The 22,205-nt window shown below is 39.8% G+C and carries 25 protein-coding genes; 6 read left to right on the top strand and 19 right to left on the bottom strand.

The window, feature by feature from the left end:
* The first annotated feature begins 259 nt into the window (after positions 1-259).
* Positions 260-1,489 carry an argininosuccinate synthase gene (locus ACTQXY_RS01410; protein ID WP_441657967.1) on the top strand — a complete coding sequence of 410 codons (1,230 nt, stop codon included), beginning with the start codon at positions 260-262 and terminating at the stop codon, positions 1,487-1,489.
* Positions 1,490-1,537: 48 nt separating this feature from the next.
* On the opposite strand, the gene ACTQXY_RS01405 is transcribed toward ACTQXY_RS01410, so the two are convergent.
* The 7 genes from ACTQXY_RS01405 to ACTQXY_RS01375 all read right to left on the bottom strand — a co-directional run bounded on the left by ACTQXY_RS01405 (position 1,538) and on the right by ACTQXY_RS01375 (position 7,092).
* Positions 1,538-3,169: a Na/Pi cotransporter family protein gene (locus tag ACTQXY_RS01405; protein WP_118208596.1), complete on the bottom strand. Its 1,632-nt coding sequence runs from the start codon at positions 3,167-3,169 to the stop codon at positions 1,538-1,540.
* Positions 3,170-3,211: 42 nt separating this feature from the next.
* Positions 3,212-3,565 (bottom strand): hypothetical protein, encoded by a 354-nt coding sequence (locus ACTQXY_RS01400; RefSeq protein ID WP_441657966.1) that lies wholly within the window; start codon positions 3,563-3,565, stop codon positions 3,212-3,214.
* A 74-nt stretch (positions 3,566-3,639) separates the two neighbouring features.
* Complete coding sequence (locus ACTQXY_RS01395; protein ID WP_441657965.1) at positions 3,640-4,494, bottom strand: MerR family transcriptional regulator; 855 nt, start codon at positions 4,492-4,494, stop codon at positions 3,640-3,642.
* Between the two features lie 150 nt (positions 4,495-4,644).
* Positions 4,645-5,958: a sodium-dependent transporter gene (locus ACTQXY_RS01390; protein ID WP_441657964.1), complete on the bottom strand. Its 1,314-nt coding sequence runs from the start codon at positions 5,956-5,958 to the stop codon at positions 4,645-4,647.
* Positions 5,959-6,059: 101 nt separating this feature from the next.
* A complete protein-coding gene (locus ACTQXY_RS01385) occupies positions 6,060-6,548 on the bottom strand; it encodes a DUF6512 family protein (protein WP_441657963.1) in 489 nt (162 codons plus the stop codon).
* Positions 6,549-6,636: 88 nt separating this feature from the next.
* Positions 6,637-6,894 (bottom strand): spore coat protein, encoded by a 258-nt coding sequence (locus ACTQXY_RS01380; RefSeq protein ID WP_004611292.1) that lies wholly within the window; start codon positions 6,892-6,894, stop codon positions 6,637-6,639.
* A gap of 15 nt (positions 6,895-6,909) precedes the next feature.
* Positions 6,910-7,092, bottom strand: coding sequence for a hypothetical protein (locus tag ACTQXY_RS01375; protein WP_004611293.1), 183 nt, complete (start codon positions 7,090-7,092; stop codon positions 6,910-6,912).
* 116 nt (positions 7,093-7,208) lie between these two features.
* Between ACTQXY_RS01375 and ACTQXY_RS01370 the strand changes: the two genes are divergently transcribed.
* The gene (locus tag ACTQXY_RS01370) at positions 7,209-8,162 is read left to right on the top strand and encodes a CPBP family glutamic-type intramembrane protease (protein WP_441657962.1); all 954 of its coding nucleotides are present in this window, start codon (positions 7,209-7,211) and stop codon (positions 8,160-8,162) included.
* Positions 8,163-8,172: 10 nt separating this feature from the next.
* Here ACTQXY_RS01370 and ACTQXY_RS01365 read toward each other — a convergent pair whose 3' ends face one another.
* Positions 8,173-8,874: a gamma-glutamyl-gamma-aminobutyrate hydrolase family protein gene (locus ACTQXY_RS01365; protein ID WP_441657961.1), complete on the bottom strand. Its 702-nt coding sequence runs from the start codon at positions 8,872-8,874 to the stop codon at positions 8,173-8,175.
* Positions 8,875-8,938: 64 nt separating this feature from the next.
* On the opposite strand from ACTQXY_RS01365, the gene ACTQXY_RS01360 reads away from it, so the two are divergent.
* Both ACTQXY_RS01360 and ACTQXY_RS01355 read left to right on the top strand, forming a co-directional pair.
* Positions 8,939-9,898, top strand: a complete 960-nt coding sequence (locus tag ACTQXY_RS01360; RefSeq protein ID WP_441657960.1) for a membrane dipeptidase — start codon at positions 8,939-8,941, stop codon at positions 9,896-9,898.
* Positions 9,899-9,991: 93 nt separating this feature from the next.
* A complete protein-coding gene (locus tag ACTQXY_RS01355) occupies positions 9,992-11,548 on the top strand; it encodes an ATP-binding cassette domain-containing protein (RefSeq protein WP_441657959.1) in 1,557 nt (518 codons plus the stop codon).
* A 47-nt stretch (positions 11,549-11,595) separates the two neighbouring features.
* Here ACTQXY_RS01355 and ACTQXY_RS01350 read toward each other — a convergent pair whose 3' ends face one another.
* From ACTQXY_RS01350 to ACTQXY_RS01310, 9 genes are all read right to left on the bottom strand, one after another.
* A complete protein-coding gene (locus ACTQXY_RS01350; protein WP_441657958.1) occupies positions 11,596-12,507 on the bottom strand; it encodes a hypothetical protein in 912 nt (303 codons plus the stop codon).
* A gap of 262 nt (positions 12,508-12,769) precedes the next feature.
* The gene (locus ACTQXY_RS01345) at positions 12,770-13,690 is read right to left on the bottom strand and encodes a 2-dehydropantoate 2-reductase (RefSeq protein WP_441657957.1); all 921 of its coding nucleotides are present in this window, start codon (positions 13,688-13,690) and stop codon (positions 12,770-12,772) included.
* Positions 13,691-13,810: 120 nt separating this feature from the next.
* Positions 13,811-14,344, bottom strand: a complete 534-nt coding sequence (locus ACTQXY_RS01340) for a hypothetical protein (protein ID WP_022249909.1) — start codon at positions 14,342-14,344, stop codon at positions 13,811-13,813.
* A gap of 105 nt (positions 14,345-14,449) precedes the next feature.
* A complete protein-coding gene (locus tag ACTQXY_RS01335; RefSeq protein ID WP_441657956.1) occupies positions 14,450-14,965 on the bottom strand; it encodes a hypothetical protein in 516 nt (171 codons plus the stop codon).
* 1 nt (position 14,966) lies between these two features.
* Positions 14,967-15,695 carry an ATP-binding cassette domain-containing protein gene (locus ACTQXY_RS01330; protein WP_441657955.1) on the bottom strand — a complete coding sequence of 243 codons (729 nt, stop codon included), beginning with the start codon at positions 15,693-15,695 and terminating at the stop codon, positions 14,967-14,969.
* Between the two features lies 1 nt (position 15,696).
* Positions 15,697-16,074, bottom strand: a complete 378-nt coding sequence (locus tag ACTQXY_RS01325) for a GntR family transcriptional regulator (protein ID WP_441657954.1) — start codon at positions 16,072-16,074, stop codon at positions 15,697-15,699.
* Between the two features lie 20 nt (positions 16,075-16,094).
* Complete coding sequence (locus ACTQXY_RS01320) at positions 16,095-16,865, bottom strand: hypothetical protein (RefSeq protein WP_441657953.1); 771 nt, start codon at positions 16,863-16,865, stop codon at positions 16,095-16,097.
* The gene (locus tag ACTQXY_RS01315) at positions 16,858-17,718 is read right to left on the bottom strand and encodes an ATP-binding cassette domain-containing protein (RefSeq protein ID WP_441657952.1); all 861 of its coding nucleotides are present in this window, start codon (positions 17,716-17,718) and stop codon (positions 16,858-16,860) included. Before ACTQXY_RS01315 ends, ACTQXY_RS01320 begins: the two co-directional genes overlap by 8 nt.
* A gap of 158 nt (positions 17,719-17,876) precedes the next feature.
* Complete coding sequence (locus ACTQXY_RS01310) at positions 17,877-18,308, bottom strand: putative signal transducing protein (RefSeq protein ID WP_071143854.1); 432 nt, start codon at positions 18,306-18,308, stop codon at positions 17,877-17,879.
* Between the two features lie 59 nt (positions 18,309-18,367).
* Between ACTQXY_RS01310 and ACTQXY_RS01305 the strand changes: the two genes are divergently transcribed.
* A complete protein-coding gene (locus ACTQXY_RS01305; RefSeq protein ID WP_441657951.1) occupies positions 18,368-19,408 on the top strand; it encodes an FAD:protein FMN transferase in 1,041 nt (346 codons plus the stop codon).
* A gap of 105 nt (positions 19,409-19,513) precedes the next feature.
* Here the strand turns inward: ACTQXY_RS01305 and ACTQXY_RS01300 are convergent, their stop codons facing one another.
* Positions 19,514-20,005 (bottom strand): YbaK/EbsC family protein, encoded by a 492-nt coding sequence (locus tag ACTQXY_RS01300; protein WP_441657950.1) that lies wholly within the window; start codon positions 20,003-20,005, stop codon positions 19,514-19,516.
* 206 nt (positions 20,006-20,211) lie between these two features.
* Between ACTQXY_RS01300 and ACTQXY_RS01295 the strand changes: the two genes are divergently transcribed.
* Entirely contained in the window at positions 20,212-21,594 is a 1,383-nt protein-coding gene (locus ACTQXY_RS01295; RefSeq protein ID WP_441657949.1) for an MATE family efflux transporter, read from the top strand.
* On the opposite strand, the gene ACTQXY_RS01290 is transcribed toward ACTQXY_RS01295, so the two are convergent.
* On the bottom strand, positions 21,591-22,094 hold the full coding sequence (locus tag ACTQXY_RS01290) for an aldo/keto reductase (RefSeq protein WP_441658030.1): 504 nt from the start codon (positions 22,092-22,094) through the stop codon (positions 21,591-21,593). The two genes, ACTQXY_RS01295 and ACTQXY_RS01290, sit on opposite strands and share 4 nt — an antisense overlap.
* Positions 22,095-22,205 lie beyond the last annotated feature (111 nt).

The raw sequence follows: 22,205 nt of genomic DNA, 5'->3' as shown, positions 1-22,205 counted from the left end.
TGCATGATACTGTCTTTCTTCCATAACTTATTCTCCAACCTTTTCTGTATGATATTTTTATTTTTTTATTCTACACCTCTTTTGGCTTTTGTCAATAGTTTTCTACGCTAAATCAGGAAATCACATCTCTTTAAAGGAATATTTATTCATATTTTTTGCATATTTTATTATTTTTTGCAATTTACACTTGATTTATGCAAAAAATAGGAGTATAGTAACCTTAGTTGAACAGTAAAAAAAGTTTAGGAGGCATTACATTATGAAAGAAAAAGTAGTTTTAGCATATTCTGGCGGACTTGATACAACTGCCATCATTCCTTGGTTAAAAGAAAATTTTGATTACGATGTCATCTGCTGCTGTATTGACTGCGGGCAGGGCGAAGAATTAGACGGATTGGAAGAACGTGCAAAATTATCCGGAGCGTCTAAATTATATATCGAAAACATCATCGATGAATTCTGTGATGACTATATCGTTCCTTGCGTTCAGGCAAATGCCATCTACGAAAACAAATATTTACTTGGAACTTCTATGGCTCGTCCGGGAATCGCAAAAAAATTGGTTGAAATTGCAAGAAAAGAAGGCGCTACAGCCATCTGCCACGGTGCTACCGGAAAAGGAAATGACCAAATTCGTTTTGAACTCGGCATCAAAGCACTTGCTCCTGATTTAAAGATTATTGCTCCTTGGAGAATGACAGATGTCTGGACAATGCAGTCTCGTGAGGAAGAGATCGAATACTGCAAAGCACATGGTATCGACCTTCCATTTGACGCAAGCCACAGCTACAGCCGTGACCGTAACTTATGGCATATCAGCCACGAGGGATTGGAATTAGAAGATCCTGCTCAGAAACCAGATTATGACAATTTGCTCGTGCTTGGTGTCACTCCAGAAAAAGCGCCAGATCACGGGGAATATGTGACAATGACATTTGAAAAAGGTGTTCCTACCAGTGTAAACGGCAAACAGATGAAAGTTTCCGAGATCATTACAACGTTGAATGAACTCGGTGGAAAACATGGTATCGGTATCGTTGACATCGTAGAAAACCGTGTGGTAGGTATGAAATCTCGTGGTGTATACGAGACACCAGGTGGAACAATCCTTATGGAAGCTCACCAGCAATTAGAGGAACTGGTATTAGACCGTGCTACATATGAAGTGAAAAAGGATATGGGCAACAAACTTGCTCAGATTGTATACGAAGGAAAATGGTTCACACCACTTCGCGAAGCAGTTCAGGCTTTCATCGAATCCACACAGGAATATGTAACCGGAGAAGTAAAATTCAAACTCTACAAAGGAAATATCATCAAAGCCGGAACAACTTCTCCATACTCACTGTACAGTGAATCTTTGGCAAGCTTTACAACAGGCGACTTATACGACCATCACGATGCTGACGGATTCATCACACTGTTCGGACTTCCTCTCAAAGTACGTGCAATGAAAATGGCGGAAGTAGAAAAAGAAAACAACAAATAATCAGATAGACAAAGAGGACCAAAAATCGGTCCTCTTTGTCTATCTCTATTACATCTGCATCTCTTGATATTTCTCTGCAATATTGAGCGCATGATCTCCGATTCGCTCAAAGTCTGTAAGCATCTCTGATAAAATAACTCCTGCTTCTGCACTGCATTTTCCAGACTGCATTCTCTCAATCTGCCCTTTCAAAAGACTTTCCTGCATATCATCAATACGCTGTTCGTTCTTCGCTGCAACTTCTAATACATGCTTTCTGCCATTGATATTTTCTTTGCTGATTCCTTCCAAAGTCTCTTCGCAAAGAGCTTTCATCTTCTCTAATGACTCAATTGCTGACTGCGAAAATTTGATATCCCACTCACTCATATTGTGCAGATAATCTACAAAGTTGATTGCATGGTCGCCAATTCTCTCTAAATCTCCGATGATTCGATAGTAGGCGTTTAACTTCTGAGAATCCTGAATCGTCATCTCTGTTGTCATCAGATGTACAATATATTTTGAAATCTCTTTATTCAGATAATCAATATACTGTTCTCTGTCCTCCAAATCTGCAACCATATTTTGGTCATTTTTGATTACAGCACGAAAACAACCTTCTGTATTCTTTTTTACCATCTGAAGCATACGTTCTACCTCATTTTCAATCTGACTAATCACCATTGCAGCATGTCCGACTGTATGGTTGTTTTCAAATGGACGGATATATTTCAATCGCTTAACATCCTCTTCCTGCCCTTCTTTATCCGGCAGAAGCACTTTGGCAGCTTTCGCCATAAGTGTTCCAAATGGAAGAAGTACTAAAGTAGTCACAATATTGAATGTCGTATGTACATTGGCAATCTGTGCTACCGGATTATCCGGTGTCAACGCTGCAATCCAGTCTGTAAATGGAGTGATCAGACAGATTACCGAGAATAAAATCGTACCAATAATGTTGAACATCAAGTGGATTACCGTCGTTCTCTTTGCATTTACCTTTGTTCCGATAGAAGCCAGCACTGCTGTAATACAGGTTCCGATATTTTGTCCAAACAAGATAAACACTGCACTCGAAAGCGGAATCGCACCTGTGCTTGCAAGTGCCTGTAAAATACCGACTGACGCAGAAGACGACTGTATAATCGCAGTAAATACCGCACCAATCAAAATACCGACAAGCGGGTTGTTAAAGTTCGCCATAAAGCCGATGAACGTCTCTGACTGCTGAAGCGGCGCCATCGCATCTCCCATCATACCCATACCAATAAATAATACACCAAGTCCGGCAAAAATCTCACTGATATGTTTGATTTTTTCATTTTTTGCAAACATAATGACCGCAACACCAGCAAACGCAAATAGCGGTGCAATCACATCAATATCAAGTGCGATCAGCTGTCCGGTAATCGTCGTACCGATATTGGCACCCATAATTACCCATACAGCCTGATTCAATGTCATCAATCCAGAGTTTACAAACCCTACGACCATGACGGTTGTCGCCGAAGACGACTGGATTACTGCTGTGATCGCAGCCCCGACAAGAACCCCTTTGATTCTGTTTGATGTCAATTTTTCCAAGATGCTTTTCATCTTGTTTCCTGCTGCTGTTTCAAGACCATTTCCCATCATCTGCATACCGTACAAGAACAATGCAAGTCCTCCAAGCAACAATAGTATATCATTTAATTCCATTGTTTATTTATCTCCTATTCTCTTCTTTTGCAATAATTTTGATCACTGAGTTGCGTATAGCTGCTCTTTTCGTTTTTTCCCATCCATCCGCTGCGAGACTCGAACCTGTTTCAGAAAATAGAGCATCTCCATTCTCTTTAAATATAACTTAATCCATTTTTCAGTTTTTCCATATAAAATTTCCCAAGTCAGAAACAGACAATAAATGAGTGTTGTCTGCATACGCCTGACTGTCTTGATTGTGCTGACTCCGCTTGTCAAACCTGCACCGGCAGAATAAATCTGATGTGTCTCACCATAATTATAATCCCGCTCTCGCTCTAAGGGATCCACTGAAAAAAGCAATCCCACAAATAGAAATATGCTTAATATCAATGCCATATTTTTCCTATCCATAGAATTGCCTCCGTAAATCTTATCATTTTTCTAAATTTTTACACGATTCTTACAAAAGCTTAACATAATAAAATTTACCTGTCAATTAGAAATTCTCCCGCTTTTTTTCCACAGGCAAAAAATCCCAATATTAAAAGTAGTATTTCAATTCCAAACATACCTATAATAAACAGCATCCTCGGAACTTCCCATAAAAAGTCTCCCATTGCCATAAAGAACTGTCCTTTTTCTTGCTGGATCTGTGTGATTCGCACTCCAAGCACTCCTATCCAGCAAAGTTCTATCTGACCGGCAACTATATAGGTGAGTGTAAACAAAATCAACATAAGTGCTTTTTCATACCACTTTTGTTGCCGAAGAAATATGCCACGCTTTCTGCTTTCTTTCTCTAAATGTGCGTTCCATATACAGAAAAATGCCGTCAGCATACACTGCCCGAACAGAATTGTATTCGAAAGTTCTATCTCTTTCATCTGATTCCATTCACCGATTAACCAAATGTGAACAATGCCAAACAATATGAGATTACAGATTCCAAACACACTATTTTTCGTCAAAATTTCCTGTATTCCCATCTTCTTTTTCCACAATTCTTGCTCTACATCAAGTTCCGAAAGCGTCTTTCCTTTTTGAACCTGCTCTAACAGTTTTTTTCGCCTTCCGGCGGTTTTAATTACATCCTCTGTTTCTGCTATTTTTTCTTTCACAATCTGTTCCCAATTCCGATCATTTTGATAAGCTGCAATGTCGCTTACGGAAAAATCCAAAAGACGTAATTTTTTAATCTCCAAAAGACATTTTACAGTCTCCTCATCATACTCTTTATATCCATTTGCCCCCTTGACAGTCTGAATCAGTCCATTCTCTTCATAATAGCGAATCGCTTTTCTTGTAAGTCCCGTCAAATCTTCGACTTCTTTTATTCGCATCTTCCCCACCTCCTTTATGCTATTTCTATCTTTTTTATATCATGTTCCCTTAGGGCACAGTCAAGCTTTTGCCATAAATACTACAAAAAAATACAGATTGTAATTTTTTATTACAACCCGCATTTTCTTTTTTCTGGAAAAATCGGATGTTTACCCAATTCCTCCATATGCAATTCCAAGAACAACAACCAAAATCGTCACAATCGTAAACACATATTTTGCAAAGTATAAAAATGTATTGCCAAGCGGCTTTTCTGCACCTTCGTTGATTCCCGCAAGCGCTTTCTTCGCATCATAGAGATAATAGAATACAATCAATACCAGCAACGCCATGACCGGTGAGACAACTACTGTAATCAAGTTTGTAAAATTGTCAAATGTTGTCATGCTTAAGTTTAATGGAATCGACAGTACAAATGTCACTACACCAACAAGAATGACCGCTTTTACACGCGTTAATTTTGTGTTTGATATAATTGCCTCCACAACACCTTCCAGCATATTGATGGAAGAAGAAATTGCTGCAAAGAACAAACTTAAGAAGAATACAATCGCAATAATCGTTCCTCCCGGCATCTTATCAAAGATGATTGGCATCGTCATAAACAGAAGCGGAGGTCCCGCATTGACATCCAAACCAAATGCAAATACTGCCGGCATGATCACAAACGACGCAAGCACTGCTGCCAATGTGTCAAGCACTGCTGTACTGATCGCAAGTTTGGGAATATTATAATCTTTTTTCAGGTAGCTTCCATATACGACCATTCCACATCCATTAAGCGATACCGTAAAAAATGCCTGTCCAAGTGCCATAACCCATGTATCTACCTCCAACAAATGATGCCATTTCGGCTGCAGTAAAAATTTTACCCCTTCCATAGATCCCGGAAGCGATAAAGATCGAATCGCAAGTAATATAAAGATCACAAACAGCGCCGGCATAATAATCTTGCTGACTCTCTCGATCCCTTTGATTACTCCCGCACAGATTACCACTACCGTAAGTACAATCGCAATCGCATCCCACGGAATAGATGCCGAAGAACCTGCAAACTGATTGAAATATGTATCTTTATCGATTGTCTTTAATTTCCCAATTCCGCTTAAAACAAAATATTTTAGAATCCATCCCACAACAATATTGTAAAACATAAAGATTCCAAGCAGTCCGATCGCTGGAAGCATCCCAACAAATTTCCCGCCTTTTAGTTTCTTTTCTTTGAACACGGTCATAATACCAGTCATCGATCCGCCACTAAAATGTCGTCCAAATGCGAACTCTGTAATCAATCCAGTTGTTCCTAGAATGAATACAAAGATAAAATACGGAATCAAAAATGCCGCTCCTCCGTAGGCGCCCAACCGATATGGAAACATCCATATGTTACCAAGTCCAATTGCTGAACCGATACAAGCCATAACAAAGCCAAGCTTGCTTGTAAATTTCTCTCTTTTATCCATAATAACCTCTCAAATATGTATTTGATACATTCGTATCTTCTACATACTATCACACTTTAACGCATTGGCGCAATAAAAATATTAAGCAAATGTCTATTTTTTCAAAAACTAACCCACGAACCAGAAATACAAAAAAACAACAACATAATACCAATCAGGCAAATCCCGGACAATATTTCTGCTGCCCTTGGTATTTTTTCTTGCAGTGTAATCGAGTAAGCGATCCGATAGCAAACGATCACACTAAGATAAAAAAGTGTAACATCAATCCAAAGAATTGGATGTTTGAAAACCGCCATATACGTGTAGAAAATGATGACAATCGTCAATGCACCACTTACGATTCCTGCAAGTCTTCCGGTAAGATAGCCCGAATATTGTTTCCCGATATATGCATATTGGAAAACCGAATAAATCAAAACAGGGAAAAACAATAGCTTCAAGTGTTCCCAGGTGGATTCGTTGTACGGGGCAAACAAAGCAACTACAGGATTCTTCCCGGACCAATCATAAAAAAAGTGCATTAACGTCCCAAACACCATAACAAATATCGCACCAAATATTTCTGATTTTTTTAATGTATTCTTCATCCTTCCAAGCCTCCAAAAGAACGGGATTATTTTTTTATTTCAGGCACCGTGGAATGTTGCTTTACGATGCCTGAAATTCATACCAATGTTATTTCATAGATGGTTGTGTCAAAATATTTTTTACATGATCGATTTCTTCACGTGTTGCCTTCGCGGCAGGAACATAATAACTCTTTTCACGCGCCACCTGATATAATTTTTCCTGTGACATTTCACATTCGCTTCGAATCTGTTTCAGGCATTGTTTTAACTCTTTGTTCTCTGTCTGCGGAATCATCTCTCCAAACATTTTCAACTCTCCGTTTACACCGACAAGTGCATCCGATACCATTGTTTTCTCGTTCATTCTACTTCCTCCCTCTTACAAAAATTTCATCAGATCTTGTTTATTTTTCATTGCAGAATCCGCTGCATCCTGAAAAAGTTTTTTAATCTCAGCATCCTGCGCCTGATTTGCATAATCAGTCATTTTGCAGTGTGTCGTTTCATACCCGCCGATCAGATGACGGAGATTCTGTAAATCTAAAATAGAAATATCAGACATAATGGGTTCCTCCTCATAATGAAAAATTTATAATAAGTTTCCAAGTTTAGTATGTCAGTATTGAAAGATAATATGCTATAATGAGAGTAAAATAATTTAGGAAGGATATTTTTTATATGGAAGAAAACAGAAAAACACTGAAAGTGTATCACGGAATCATCATGCTGATCTTGTCAGCTGTCTGTGTATTTTTCGTAAGTCCAATCTTAGGCGCAAATCTTGGACTTTACGGTACTTTGCTAAACGAAATACTTCTGCTTGTACTTGCGGTCGCTCTTACTGCTGTTGTCAGAGGTGATTTCAAACAAGTCTTTCCAATTCACAAGCCAAAACTTTCGGCTGTTTTTGGGACGATTTTACTTTGGATTGGATCATTTCTTGCAATTATGATCATCACCATGATCATCGCATACTTTTTCCCTGAAGAAGTGATCGGTGTCAGTCAGGGTCTTGGAATGGAATTTGCAAGTTTGACATTTATAATTTCTTTTGTGATTGTGTCCATCTCACCTGCAATTTGTGAAGAAGCCGTATTTCGCGGTGTTGTAATGCACAGCTTTGACAATGGAAAAAACAAATGGATCGCCATCGTTGTCACAGGCTTGATTTTCGGTGCATTTCACGGAAGTATTTGGAGATTTGTTCCGACGGCACTGCTTGGCATTATGCTCGGCTACATTGTATATGAGACCGACAATATGATTTACGGAGCGCTGTTTCATGCAATCAACAACGCCATGCCGCTGCTTAGTATTTTCGCAATGAAATCCATGTACTCAAATGAGATGTTCCAAAGCCAAATGTCGACCATGACAGACAATGGAATCCCTTTGATCTCGATTGGAATGTATGTGATGTACGGAGCTGCTATTCCGCTTTTACTCACAATCGGAAATTATCTGATTCACAAAGGGACAAAACATGCAAAAAACAGCCTGTTTGCGAAAGAAGAACGGATGAAACTGGTCGTACTGCTCTTGATATCCGGGGCATTTTTGGTTGTCGGCTTTTTTATCATCATTTTCTCCTTACTATTTGATCCATCTGTATTAAATAGTATGATGTACTAAGATTGCGAATTTATTTCTCCGCAAAATGCATAAATGCGCGAAAAAGATAGCGCATGTCTGATGAAATTTCATACATGCTTTCCGGATGCCATTGTACCCCTAACACAAAGGGGTGCGATGGCATTTCGATTGCCTCAATCACACCGTCTGCCGTTCTTCCGGTAACTTGCAGCGCTTCCCCCACCTCCCCGATTACCTGATGGTGAAAACTGTTTGTGTAGGCAAACTCTCCGATAATCCGGTGCAGCCTGCTGCCAGCAACAGTATTCACTTTATGGCTGATATCCTTTCGCGAAATGCTTGTCTGCATATGGTTGATTGAAGGTTCTTTTCGAAGTTCTATATCCTGACAGATCGTACCATGACAAGCTACATTTAAAATCTGCATGCCACGACAGATGGCAAGCACCGGCTTTTTGCTCTTAAGAATCGATTTCATAAGTCGAATCTGAAACAGATCCAACGCAATGTCCGTCTCCCCGATTCCACGTGCCGGCTCTTCTCCAAAAAGCAGCGGCGTAATGTCACCGCCGCCGCAAAACAGAAAACCGCTGCACAGTTTCACATAGTCCGCAATCACTTCATTTGATTTGACAAGCGGCAGAATAATCGGGAGACCTCCTGCCGACTTCACCGCCTTTATATAGGCGTCACTCACAAACTGCTTTTCCCCCATCAACCCACAAATAACAATTCCAATTTTTGATTTCATATATACATCCTTTTTATAATAGAGTAGACTATAACAATACAGATTATGCAAGGAGTAAAAAAATATGAATTTGATTGATATGCACTGCGACACCATTTGGAAATTGATGGAGACAAACGGGACCACATTAAACGATAATCCGTTTTGTGTAAATTTACAAAAATTGAAACGAGCCGAGAGTACTGCCCAGTTTTTTGCCTGTTTCATTTATCTAAAGCAATTTGAGGGAACTGATCGTTATACGAAAGGCTATGACTATGCTATGCAAATGCTTGCACGCATAAAGCAAGAGGTTGTTCAAAACAAAGATGCAATCGCAATCGCACGAAATTTTTTGGAATTTGACAAAAATCAGGCGCAGGGAAAACTTTCCGCTTTTCTGACGATCGAGGAAGGCGGTATTTTGGATAGCCAAATGAATCGCTTACACACGCTCTATCAGGAAGGAGTCCGTTTGGTTACGCTCCTTTGGAACGAAGAAAACTGCATTGGCTCTCCAAACAGTAAAGACCGCAAAATCATGCAGAAAGGATTGAAACCATTTGGCTTTGAGGTAGTTGAGCAAATGAATTCCCTCGGAATGTTAATCGATGTGTCACATTTATCAGACGGTGGCTTTTGGGATGTGCTAAGCACCAGCTCCAAACCGATTGTCGCCTCCCACTCCAATGCAAGAGCACTCTGTGAGCACCCGAGAAATCTGACTGACGACATGATTCGTGCACTGGCAGAAAAAGGAGGCGTAATCGGATTGAATTTTTATCCATATTTTGTAAACCCAGCCGGACACGCATCCGTTTCAGCTCTGGCAGAACACGCTCTCCATCTGTTTTATATCGGCGGAGAAGATGCGGTGGCAATCGGAACTGATTTCGATGGATTTGATGACGGCAAATTAGAACTGACAGATATCGGTCAGATTGACCGTCTATACGCAGAATTGCAAAAGAGAGGATTCACCGAACGGCAACTGGAAAAAATCTGGTCAAAAAACATTCTCCGCATTGTAAAAGATGTTCTTTAGCAGAAGTTTGATGACAAAACTCTATTTATCGTGTAAAATAATTTTAATTGACAATATACATCAATTAAATTATCAACAATAAGGAGTTTCGAAATGAGTATTTTAAATGTCGAACATTTATCACATGGATTTGGTGACCGTGCCATCTTCGGCGACGTCTCGTTTCGTCTTTTAAAGGGCGAGCATATCGGTCTGGTCGGAGCAAACGGTGAAGGAAAGTCCACATTTTTAAATATTGTAACCGGAAAACTACAGCCTGACGAGGGCAAGATCGAATGGGCAAAAAATGTCCGCGTCGGATATCTCGATCAGCACACTGTATTGGAAAAAGGGATGACCATTCAGGACGTTCTAAAATCTGCATTTGCATATTTATTTGAACTGGAAGAAAAAATGAATACCATCTGTGACTCTCTGGGAGATGCAGACGAAGAAGAGATGATGACGCTCATGGAAGAACTGGGAACAATTCAGGACACACTCACGCTGCATGATTTTTATGTCATTGATGCAAAGGTCGAGGAAGTTGCCCGCGCACTCGGTCTTTTGGATATCGGTCTTGAGAAAGACGTAACCGATTTAAGTGGCGGTCAGCGCACAAAAGTACTGCTTGCCAAACTACTTTTGGAAAAACCGGACATCCTGCTTTTAGATGAACCGACAAACTATCTGGATGAAGAACACATCGCATGGTTGAAACGTTATCTGATTGACTACGAGAATGCATTTATCCTGATTTCTCATGACATCCCATTCCTGAACGAAGTCATCAACATTATCTACCACATGGAGAATCAGGAAGTGAACCGCTATGTTGGCGATTATGATCATTTTCAGGAAGTGTATGCCGTAAAGAAAGCCCAGCTTGAAGCGGCCTACAAACGCCAACAGCAGGAAATCAGCGAGCTGAAAGACTTTGTTGCCAGAAATAAAGCTCGTGTTTCCACAAGAAATATGGCGATGTCCCGCCAGAAAAAACTGGATAAAATGGATGTCATTGAACTTGCGGCAGAACGTCCAAAGCCGGAATTTCATTTCAAACAGGGACGGACTCCTGGAAAATATATCTTCGAGACAAAAGATTTAGTCATTGGATACAACGAACCACTTTCCAAACCTCTGACTTTATCTATGGAACGCGGACATAAAATTGCATTGGTCGGCGCAAACGGAATCGGAAAAACAACCTTATTAAAAAGTATCTTAGGCCTGATCAAACCATTGAGCGGTTCCGTCGAACTGGGTGAAAATCTGCAGATTGGATATTTCGAACAAGAATCTGCACCAGACAACAAAACAACCTGTATCGAAGAGATTTGGCAGGAATTCCCTTCCTATACTCAGTATGAAGTACGTTCCGCCCTTGCCAAGTGTGGTCTGACGACAAAACATATCGAAAGTCAGGTGCGTGTGTTAAGCGGTGGTGAACAGGCAAAAGTACGTCTCTGCAAATTGATCAACCGCGAGACAAATATCCTGCTTTTAGATGAGCCAACCAACCATCTCGACGTAGATGCCAAAGACGAATTAAAACGCGCCTTACTGGAATACAAAGGCAGTGTCCTTCTCATCTGTCACGAACCGGAATTTTACCGCGACGTCGTAAATGAAGTTTGGGACTGCACAAAATGGACAACAAAAATTATCTAAGTTACATTTGGGGAAGCTTGCGCCACTGGAGCAGCTTTCCCTTCTTTTTACTCAGTTTCTTTCACATCTCCGATTCCGTACTCCTCCATAAGCTTTTTCTGAAATTCCTTATCTTCTGTTGCAAGTTTCAATTCGTTAGTACGACCATCTTCCAACAAACACTGAACAAGTTTTCCAAGCATATCCATCCCTTTCTCTTTTCCAATTGCCTGTCCCTCTTCCTTTCCACTTTCAAACGCCTCTTCTTTCTGAACTTCTATATCCATCTCATAATCATATTCAGCCACTAACATATTTAAAACCTCGCTTCCCTTTCTTCTTAAATAGTCCGCAAGAATTCCTCTTTCAATGCATTCCTGAATTGCCTTCTTGTAAGGCTCCTCCACACCACCCGCCTGATACTTCTCAACCGTTTCCATAAACTCACTGTACTCCTTTAAAATTGGACATCTCTCTAATATTTCATGATGTTCATTAGAACGGATATTTATGACTTTCACTTTCAATTGCAAACTTGGTTCTGAATCCTTTACAATATATGCATCTGATAGTTGCAACTCTCTTTCTTTTCCCCATTTTCCCTTTCCATTATAAAAAGTATAAAACTCCGGAGTTGGAAGTGGAACAAGTTTTCTCTTATACCGATCACGAATTGGCACTATCTGCTCATAAGCACGACCGATATACAAAAGACTTCGAAGTGGCATATTTTCATTAATAGTAGACTGATGTTCTCCAAATACAACTACTTTCCCACCTACATCAAATGAAATATCATTTTGAAAATTCATATAGATAATATTATTTACCCGAAATTTGCGAATTACAGTTCCCTCTGGCAGTGTTTCACCATAAATTGCATTAAAAAGCGCAATCTCATTTGCTTCTGCTGACTCATCTTCATAAAATAAATCTACAAATACACTATTTTTAATTTCTCGATTTTCTTTTCCTGACATAAAATTCTCCCTTCCATTCACATGGAAAAATCTCAGATAAACAGAAAATCTCCCTTATTTAAGTATACGAAAAAAAGAGAAGTTGAGCAAGAGACTCCATGCAAACTTTATCTATTATTATTTAAACTGGTAACATGAGGGAATCCCTCCTGAACGGCAAAAAGCCTTTTGAAATATCCCACAGATAGAATCTCTGTGGGAATGAATCTATACTAGCATACCTGCTCCTTTTTTGCAATCCTGATTTCTAGAAAATACGCACTCACGAATCCATCCTGTAAAATTTCTCCGTGAGCGAAACATCTACCCCAAGCTCTCTCCCCACACGGACAATGTATCCGCAAAATGTCTCAAGCTCTGTATTGTGCTTCCCATCCTCCACATCTCTTTGCAGTGAACTTGTCGCATCATCTGCAAGTTTATTTTCAAATCGATTCTGGTGCCTTACTATATCTTCTTCCTCCAGATGCACTCCTTTTGCCTTCCCGACTTCATAAGCCTCCTGCAATAATCGGCGAAACTCTTCCCGCTTCTTTGCATCTGCACGAAGTTCTCCGACATTTTGCCGATAATGAGCGGTTAGCACATTGTACGCACAGTTAAATATGTATTTTCTCCAAATCTCTGCCTCAATATCTTCCGCAGCAACGCAGTCCACCTTCGCCCCTCTCAGCAACTGGTATACGTCTTCTACTGCCTTTTTCTCCCTCTCATTCGCATTGGAAATTCCAATCTTAATATCAGCAAAATTCCCTTTCTGCACTACTGAAAAATCCTCCTTCGTATAGGATAAGATATAAATCAAGGAATCCACAACCATTCCTTTTCCAATATATTTTCTCACACGCTCTCCCGGATCCGCGCCATTCATGACCGGAATCAGAATCGTCCGCTCTCCCACACAGCCTTTCAGTGACTTACAAACTTCTTTTAAAGAATAATTTTTCACACATATAAAAATATAATCTTGTATCCCAAGCTCATCTGCTCGCTCCACCACTTTCTTTGGATGAGCAATTACTTCTCCGTGATATTCACTGTGTAATACAAGCCCATTCTCTTCGAGACTTTTCTTTCGTTCACCTCTCGCAATAAATGAAACTTCATCATAGGTATCCGCCAACATTCCGGCAAGATATCCTCCAACGCCACCAATTCCTGCAACTGTAATTTTTTTACTCATATCTGCTCTACTTTCCCTTCCACTTGCATTTTGCTACAGTATATCCCAAAATCTCACCTTTTTCCACCTTTGAAGTGCATAAAAATACGGACGAAAGTTTCCTATCGCCCGCAATTTTTCTTAATTTTCTTTTTCAAAAAAATCCTGCCATTTCTCTTTGTTTACGGCAAGGTAAATACCACCGCCTAAAAAGACAACCGCCACAACTGCATTTTTTATCATTCCACTTACCATAGCAAATGAATCCGCCAAATGCATCGGAAGTAAATAATATAAAATATCTCCAAAAGTATGGAACAACACCGAACCTCCAAGTAAAATACATACTGCTGCAATCACTACCCGATACTTTTTCAGCATCTCTCGTTTGTGTTCCAAGACATAGCCAAAGTGAAATGCATATTCATCTTTTTGCAGGTAGAACACTTCTTCCGGCAAAGATTTCAAATTGTGTACCTGGAAAAAACTATATGCCCAGACAACCGGAAGCGCCAGTGCAAACCATTCTAATCCCGATACACATGCCAGTGCGACAATTCCCCAAAAGATTGCCATCATACTGACACCGCGTTTCTTAAATCCCATATATAACTCTCCCGCTCCCGGAATCAGGGAACATAAAAATAATAAAAATCCTTTCTTTTGCATGATCATAATACTCATCCTTTCGTTACTTCATTTGATTTAATTGTATTGTAGCTTAGAAAGTTTAAGTTTCCCGCCATGAAAATCTTAAGAATTCCGAAAGATTCCGTCCCTCTATTTTTTTCGAAGCTGGTGTTCCTGATACAAATCCAAAAACACAATAAAGAAAAGCATCAGAATAATCAGAACACCAAGCACCTTTAGAGCGCCGAAACAAAGAACCGCAGGAGAAAATATACAGTTATTTGCGATTGTCATGATTGTGTAAATGCAACTTGCACCGATTATATAATAAAGAATAGTTTCCAAAAATATTCTCACCCACACTTCATATAATTTCTTCTTATGTATCGGTACAATTACATATTTTTCTAACAAATAAACTTTCTTTCCCTGCTCTCGTATAAAAAAGAGAGTATCGTTTACAGATAAGAGCAGAAAGATCCCTAGAAAAATCAATGCTCCTGCATCAAAATCTAATATCATATTCTGAATTTCCTTATAATCCGGTGAGTACGGCGACGGTGCCTGCCCCAGTAATGTCATAGCATACAGCCCCCAACTAACTGAAAGCCAACTCCATCTTTCAAACCGTATTCTCCGCTTCTCTCTTCGATACATTTCTCTCATCTCATTCCCTCCTCAAAAGATCTCTGACTGTCGCTTTCTTATGTCCATATTGTCCTATCAGTTCCTGTATAGAATGATTTCCAAGCTCCTCTCTTGTCTTGGAGAACTTTAACTCTCCATCATCAATAAGCATTACATAGTCTGCAATCTGATCAATATCACTGATAATATGAGTGGACATCAGCACACCGATTTCCCGATCTCTGATATCCTGTATGATTCCGATGAAATCCTTTCGAAATACCGGGTCGAATCCTGCCGTCGGCTCATCCAGCAGCAAAAACTCCGGCTGATAAGACATTGCAAAGGCGAGTTGATATTTCATATACATTCCTTTAGAAAGCTGATAAATCGGCTGTCCTTTCGGTACTTCCAGCCGATCCAGCCAAAGATACAATTCCTCCATACTCCACCGTTCAAAATAAACCCCAAGCAATTCACCATTTTCCAAAGGTGTCTTATCCATAAAATATGAAAGCTTCTCGGATACCAGCGCCACCTTCTGCTTTGCTTCCTCATACTCGGTCCGCAGATTTTTCCCGGCAATGATGACCTCTCCCTGATACCTGTCATCAATACCTGCCAGAATATTCAAAAGCGTAGATTTCCCCGCTCCATTTACACCCACAAGTCCTGTCAGATATCCTTTTTCAATCTCAAATGACATTGGTTTTAATGCAAATCCCTGATACGACCGCGCCACATGCTCACATTGTAATACTCCAGACATACTATCGCCCTCCCTCATAAAACATTTCCAACATTTTTTTCAGCTCCCGAAGAGACACTCCCATCTCCTTTGCCTGTTCCACCGCATCCATCATCTTTTCTTCTATCTGGCGGATCTGATCTTCTTTCAGCAATTCTCTGTTTCTCGCTTTTACATAAAATCCTTTTCCCGCCACCGAATAGATCAACTGCTCTTTTTCAAGCTCCTCATATGCGCGTTTTGTTGTGATAACACTAATCTCCAGCTCTCTGGCAAGCGCTCGGATGGAAGGCATCATATCTCCCGGCATAATCTCTTTTTTAATAATCGCCTTTTTTACTTCCCGCACAATCTGTTCATAGATTGGCAAACTGTCATTTTCCCGTATGATAATTTCCAAGTCTGTTCCTCCTCTCGTTATTAACAAATATCATACTGCACATCGTCTCTTTTTGGTCTCTGACAATAGACATTTTCATATAAAAGGATCTCCTTCAAAAAGCCTCCCACATACGCCACGACAAAAAACAGATTTATCAAAAAACAAACTCCCCAAATGATTCCTCTCACCAGAGGGGTCATTGCGATAACCGTGTCCGCAAAGAGAATGACCCATTGTACCAGAAGTATACACGTCCAGTATACTTTTACGACAATCTCTGTCTTTGTCTGAATCACATATCCATTTTCATCGACTCTTCGCTCCCCGGTATCACCCATTCGAAAAGTCAGACTCACATTTAGCAGCGTAAAAAAACAAAGTCCATACATTATAACCGTAAACATGATATCTCCGCCCCAAAATGCGACTCCTACCAAACATTTTAAAGATACTCCAATAAAAATCATTCCGACGACAACTTTCACAACAAGCATTCCGAATAAATATCGTTCCTTCTCTTTTTCTCCTGCCGGGCATAGATACATTGCTTTACAAATACGAAGTGGAATGCCACGCATCAGTTGAACAATACATATAAGGGAAAAAACTGCACAGACTAAAATCATTTTTTTCAAATCTGCCATTTGTAGATTTATGCTAATGATTTGTACTGTCTCTATTCCCAAAAGCACCGCCATATTTTGAAAAGCAATGGCTACTATTAACATATACCAAAGCAGAGCAAATTTCTCTTTCTTCATATATCTCCACATATCTTTCAGCATCACCATCAGCATCACTCTATACATCTTCGTATCCTCCCTTCTCCAGGCAGTACATCACTTCTTCCAGTGAAGGCTGCTTTGTCCTATATCCGCCATAATCGATATTCCTATCTTTTTTGATAAATGCATAATTTTTGTATTCTCCAAAAGACTTGTAGATCACTTTTCCTTGCCGAAACTGTTCTACCTCTTCTTTTGTGCCATAGACGATCAGATAACGCTCCCGCACTTCTTCTATTTGTAAGTCCCATACAATCCGTCCATCTTTCATCAGCAATATATAATCTCCGATGCGATCCAAATCTTCTGTGATATGCGTGGACATAAGTACGCTTCTTGTTCCATCTTCCACAATTTCCTGCAGATATCTCATCAATTCTTTTCGAAATAATGGGTCCAATCCTGATGCAGGCTCATCCAGAATAAAAAGTTTCGCATCATGAGAAAGTGCAAATGCAAGCTGAAACCGCACCTGATATCCTGTCGACAGTTTTCCAACCTTCTGATTGAGCGGCACCTGAAATCGTTCGCAGCATTCTCGAAAAACTTCTTCATCAAATCTAGAATATAACTTTCCAAAAAGCTTTGCATTCTTCCACACACTCAATGATTCCTCAAACACATTTTTATCAAGCACAAATCCAATCTGATCCTTCGCTTCCCGCTCTTGTTCCTCCATTGAATAGCCGTTAACATAAACATCTCCCGCGTCTTTCTTATACAAATTTAAAATTGTCTGTATCAGTGTTGTCTTTCCTGTGCCATTCACACCAATCAATCCCATAATATATCCCGGCTGCAACGTCAGATTCACATCTTTTAACACAAATTCATCCAGATTCTTTTCCAAATGATTCACATGTAGTAATGCTTCCATCTCCACTCCTCCTTGTTTATTCCTGTGCATATACTGTTTATATTTATATACACAGTATATGCACAGAGTGCGCATCTGTCAACCCATATTCACAAATATCTACAAAAAATGGCTGCGAAACCACATAAAAATGCAGGAGCTTTCGCTCCTGCATCCACTTAATTCCACACACTATTAATCAAGGCAATAATAATCGGCACCACTATGATAACCAAAGCAAACCACGCTGCGATTCTCGGCGTCCTGGCTTTCTTTACCTTTAAATCCTCCTCAACATTGGATTTGTCAGGGGTGACCGAATCCAGCAGTCTTTTTGCCCGTTCATAGTCCTCTTCATCTACATAAATCTCTTTTCCAAATACAGAATATCCCATATAGATACTCAGATAATCTCCCGTCTCCAAATCCTTTATATAGCATGGGATTTCCTCTTTCTGCAACAGACCTGCTGCCATCTCAGCACTAATCGCATTGTCTGTTGAAAACACCTTTACCGGATGCATTGCTCTCATAATCACTGCCCCCTTTTTCTTTTCAGTATATCCAAGCATATACTCTTTTTCAATATAAATTTCAAAAGAACTTTTCATTGCAAGTTCTTTTTGAAACGCTTATAATAAACTCACTGACAAGGAGGACTATTATATTTATGGAACAGACTAAAAAAAGAATTCTGACCTTTTGTGTTGCCTGCATTTTTTTCCTGATTCTTATCTTCGTGCTTATCCATCCAGATCAAGCCGACAGCACGGAGCCAATTTCTAAAACTGCATTTAAACTCAACACTGTCGTCACCTTAAAAATCTATGATTCAAAAGATGAGACACTGTTGGACGATGCACTTGCAATCTGCGATAAATATGAGAATATCTTCAGCCGTACGAAAGAAAGCAGCGAGCTTTACAAGCTGAATCACAAGACTTTACCACAAAACGACGGGGCATTTACAGTATCCTCAGATTTTGCAGATTTAGTCTCAAAAGGACTTTATTATTCCCGTCTTTCGGGTGGCGGATTCGATATTACCATCGAACCGATCTCTTCTATGTGGGATTTTGTTTCAGATGAGAAAATCGTTCCGGATGATGCCGCTTTGAAAAATGCGCTTCCTTTGGTAAATTATGAAAATGTTACACTGGAAGGAGACCAAATCCGATTTGCAAAAGATGGTATGGGACTTGATTTCGGAGCAATTGCCAAAGGATATATCGCAGATCAGATAAAAGAGTTTTTGATCTCCAAAGGGGTTAAAAGCGCCATCATTGACCTTGGCGGTAACACACTCTGCATCGGCAAAAAACCAGATGGATCACCATTTCACATTGGCATTCAAAAACCATTTGCCGAACGCAGCGAGACAATTGCAGCTTTAGAGATAAACGACAAATCTGTCGTTTCTTCTGGTATCTACGAACGCTATTTTGAAAAAGATGGAAATTTTTATCATCATATTTTAAATCCAAAGACCGGATATCCTTACGATAATTCTTTAATCTCTGTCACGATTATTTCAGACAAATCCGTAGACGGTGACGGTCTGAGCACAACTTGCTTTGCACTTGGATTAGAAAAAGGCATGGAACTGATCAACAGCCTGCCGGATGTACAGGCTGTCTTTATTACGGACGATTATCAACTGCATTACAGTGACCATTTTAATGACGAACTGGCCGTCATAGATGTAAACTAAAGCCGGAAGCACCTAAGCCTCCGGCCTTTTTTCTAAAACACTTTTTCATCTAGATTGCATTCAAAGCGTCCCAAAACCGATTGAACTTGTTATATTCATACTGTTCTACAGCTTAATCTTCATAGCATCCACATCCAAATTCCACAAAAACTTATCTAAATCTTTGAATGACAAAAATACGGTTGCTGTATTTTCTAACGGATGGATTCCAAGGCTCTTACATCGGCTCAAATCCTTGTCAATAAAAAATTCCACTGCATGTTCTGTGTCATTCATCAATCCAAACGGTGATACACTTCCCTGTTTTAACCCTAGATATTTTTCTAAACGGTCTTCCGAAGCAAAGCTTAAATTTCCTGCCCCCAACTGTCTTCCCAACGTCTTCAAATCCACGGTCTTCTTCTCATCACAGGTTACGAGAAAGTGTCGTTTCCCTTTTGCATCTCTTAAAAAGAGATTTTTACACAATGTACCTTTTTGTGGCAACCCCAATCGATCCATATCCTCCATTGTATGTACCGGTTCATGCTCCACGACCTCATATTTTATTTTCAGTTGATCTAGTGCGTCATAAACACGCTGTTTTTGATTCTCCATATCGTACTCCCCTTTTCTGAATGATTGACTTTCGGTTTAGAAAATTATACCATATATATCTTTCTAAAAGAAAGCAAATTTCATATTTTTTATACCGTTTTTGCACATCTGCTTGTTAATTCCTACAATTGCCATATATTTTAGGGTATATTATAATAAATTTATATATTATATATCACTGAAAAACACAAGGGGGAAACGTACAGATGAAACGAATTGATTTTGAAAATGGAAACACAACAAGTAATCTTTTAAATGCGGCTTTCCCGATGCTGATTGCTCAATTATTAGCACTGTTATACAACATTGTCGACCGCATCTATATCGCTCGTATTCCAGATATTGGGACTACCGCTCTTGGGGCTGTCGGTCTATGCTTTCCGATTATTGTAATAATCACCGCCTTTGCCAATCTGCTTGGCACCGGTGGCGCACCGATTTTTTCAATCTGCAGAGGGAAAAAAGATGTCGAACACGCCAGACAAATCATGGGAATTTCTTTCACGCTGCTCTGTGGCTGTTCTTTGATCCTGATGCTTGTCGGCATGCTCTTTGCAAATCCTCTTCTCTTATTATTCGGTACCTCCAAAGATGCGCTAAAATATGCCTATCCATATCTGATGATCTATCTGATTGGAACACTTCCATCCATGATCACTACAGGGATGAATCCATTTATCAACGCTCAGGGGTATGCTGCTGCCGGTATGTATTCCGTTACAATCGGAGCTGTTGCAAACATTATTTTAGACCCAATTTTTATCTTTGTATTTCACTTCGGTGTTCCGGGAGCCGCAATTGCAACCGTCATCTCTCAGGTTGCATCTGCCGCATTTGTGCTTTATTTTCTAAAACGCCGCGCCGAGATCAAAGTCCGGCTTTTTTCACTCCGCAAAATGCACTCCTGCATTGCTGATATCAAGGATATTATGAGCCTTGGGAGCGCGGGATTTATTATGCAGCTCACAAATAGTCTTGTGACAATCTGCTGCAACAGCGTTTTGGCACACCTCGGAGGTGATGTATATATATCCGTCATGACAATTATATCCAGCATTCGCCAAATAGTGGAGACCCCCATCTATGCAATTACGGAAGGTTCCTCCCCTATTTTAAGTTATAATTACGGAGCCAAACGACCGGAAAAAGTTAAAAAATGTGGTATTGAAATGGCATTTTTGGTTCTTTTGTATACTGGGATTGCCTGGAGTGTTATCCTGTTCGCTCCAAGATTTCTCATCAGCATCTTCAGCTCTGATCAATCATTGGCAAGCCATACCATCCCTGCCCTAAAAACATATTTCGCTGCATTCATCTTTATGGACCTGCAGTATATCGGACAGACCGTTTTCAAATCACTCAACAAAAAGAAGCAGGCAATTTTCTTTTCACTTCTTCGAAAAGTATTGATCGTGATACCACTGACTTACCTGCTTCCATATGCGCTTCATATAGGCTCTGATGGCGTTTTCCTCGCCGAACCGGTCTCAAACATTATCGGCGGAAGCTTGTGTTTTATCGTAATGCTCTATCTCATACTGCCTGAACTGAAACGAATGCAACTTGAAAATGAACATATCCACAATTAAAAATCATATTCCAACGGATTATAGCTTGTTCTGATATTTTCATTCATTGCATTTAATTTTGCCATATCTTCCGGCTCAATTTGAAAATCAAATACTGAAATGTTTTCTATCAGCCTTGAACTGTTTTTCGTTTTTGGAATCGGAATAATTCCCTGTTGAATATTCCATCGAAGCAATAATTGAGCCGGACTTTTTGCGTAGCGGCTGGCTATTTCTTTAATTCCAGCATCCTCCATTTTTCCACGAAGCAATGGTCCCCATGCCATAATTTGAATTTTATTCTTTTTACAAAAAGAATTCAACTGTTCATCATGCAAAAAAGGAGTGTGCTCGATTTGATTTATCATCGGAGGAATTTCACAGTTCTCTAACAAAATCTCCAGCTGACTGATCTCAAAATTTGAGACACCGATTGCCCGAATCAGCCCAGCCTTATATAGTTCCTCCAAAGCCTTCCATGTACTCAAAGTCCTCTCTTTATTCAATCCCGGCCAATGTATTAAAAAATAGGCTTCGCCTATTCAGCTCCCCTTCCCCTCAATCTTGAGGGGTTAGGGGGTTTCTTTTTCTTCCTTTTTCCTGCATAATAGACTTATGAATATCTTACAAAG

Origin of the sequence: Faecalimonas sp. LCP19S3_D12 (genome assembly GCF_052121495.1) — a bacterium.
Lineage (GTDB): Bacteria > Bacillota > Clostridia > Lachnospirales > Lachnospiraceae > Faecalimonas.
Note: the sequence above shows the minus strand (reverse complement) of the source record. Positions and strands in the feature narration are given on the sequence as shown.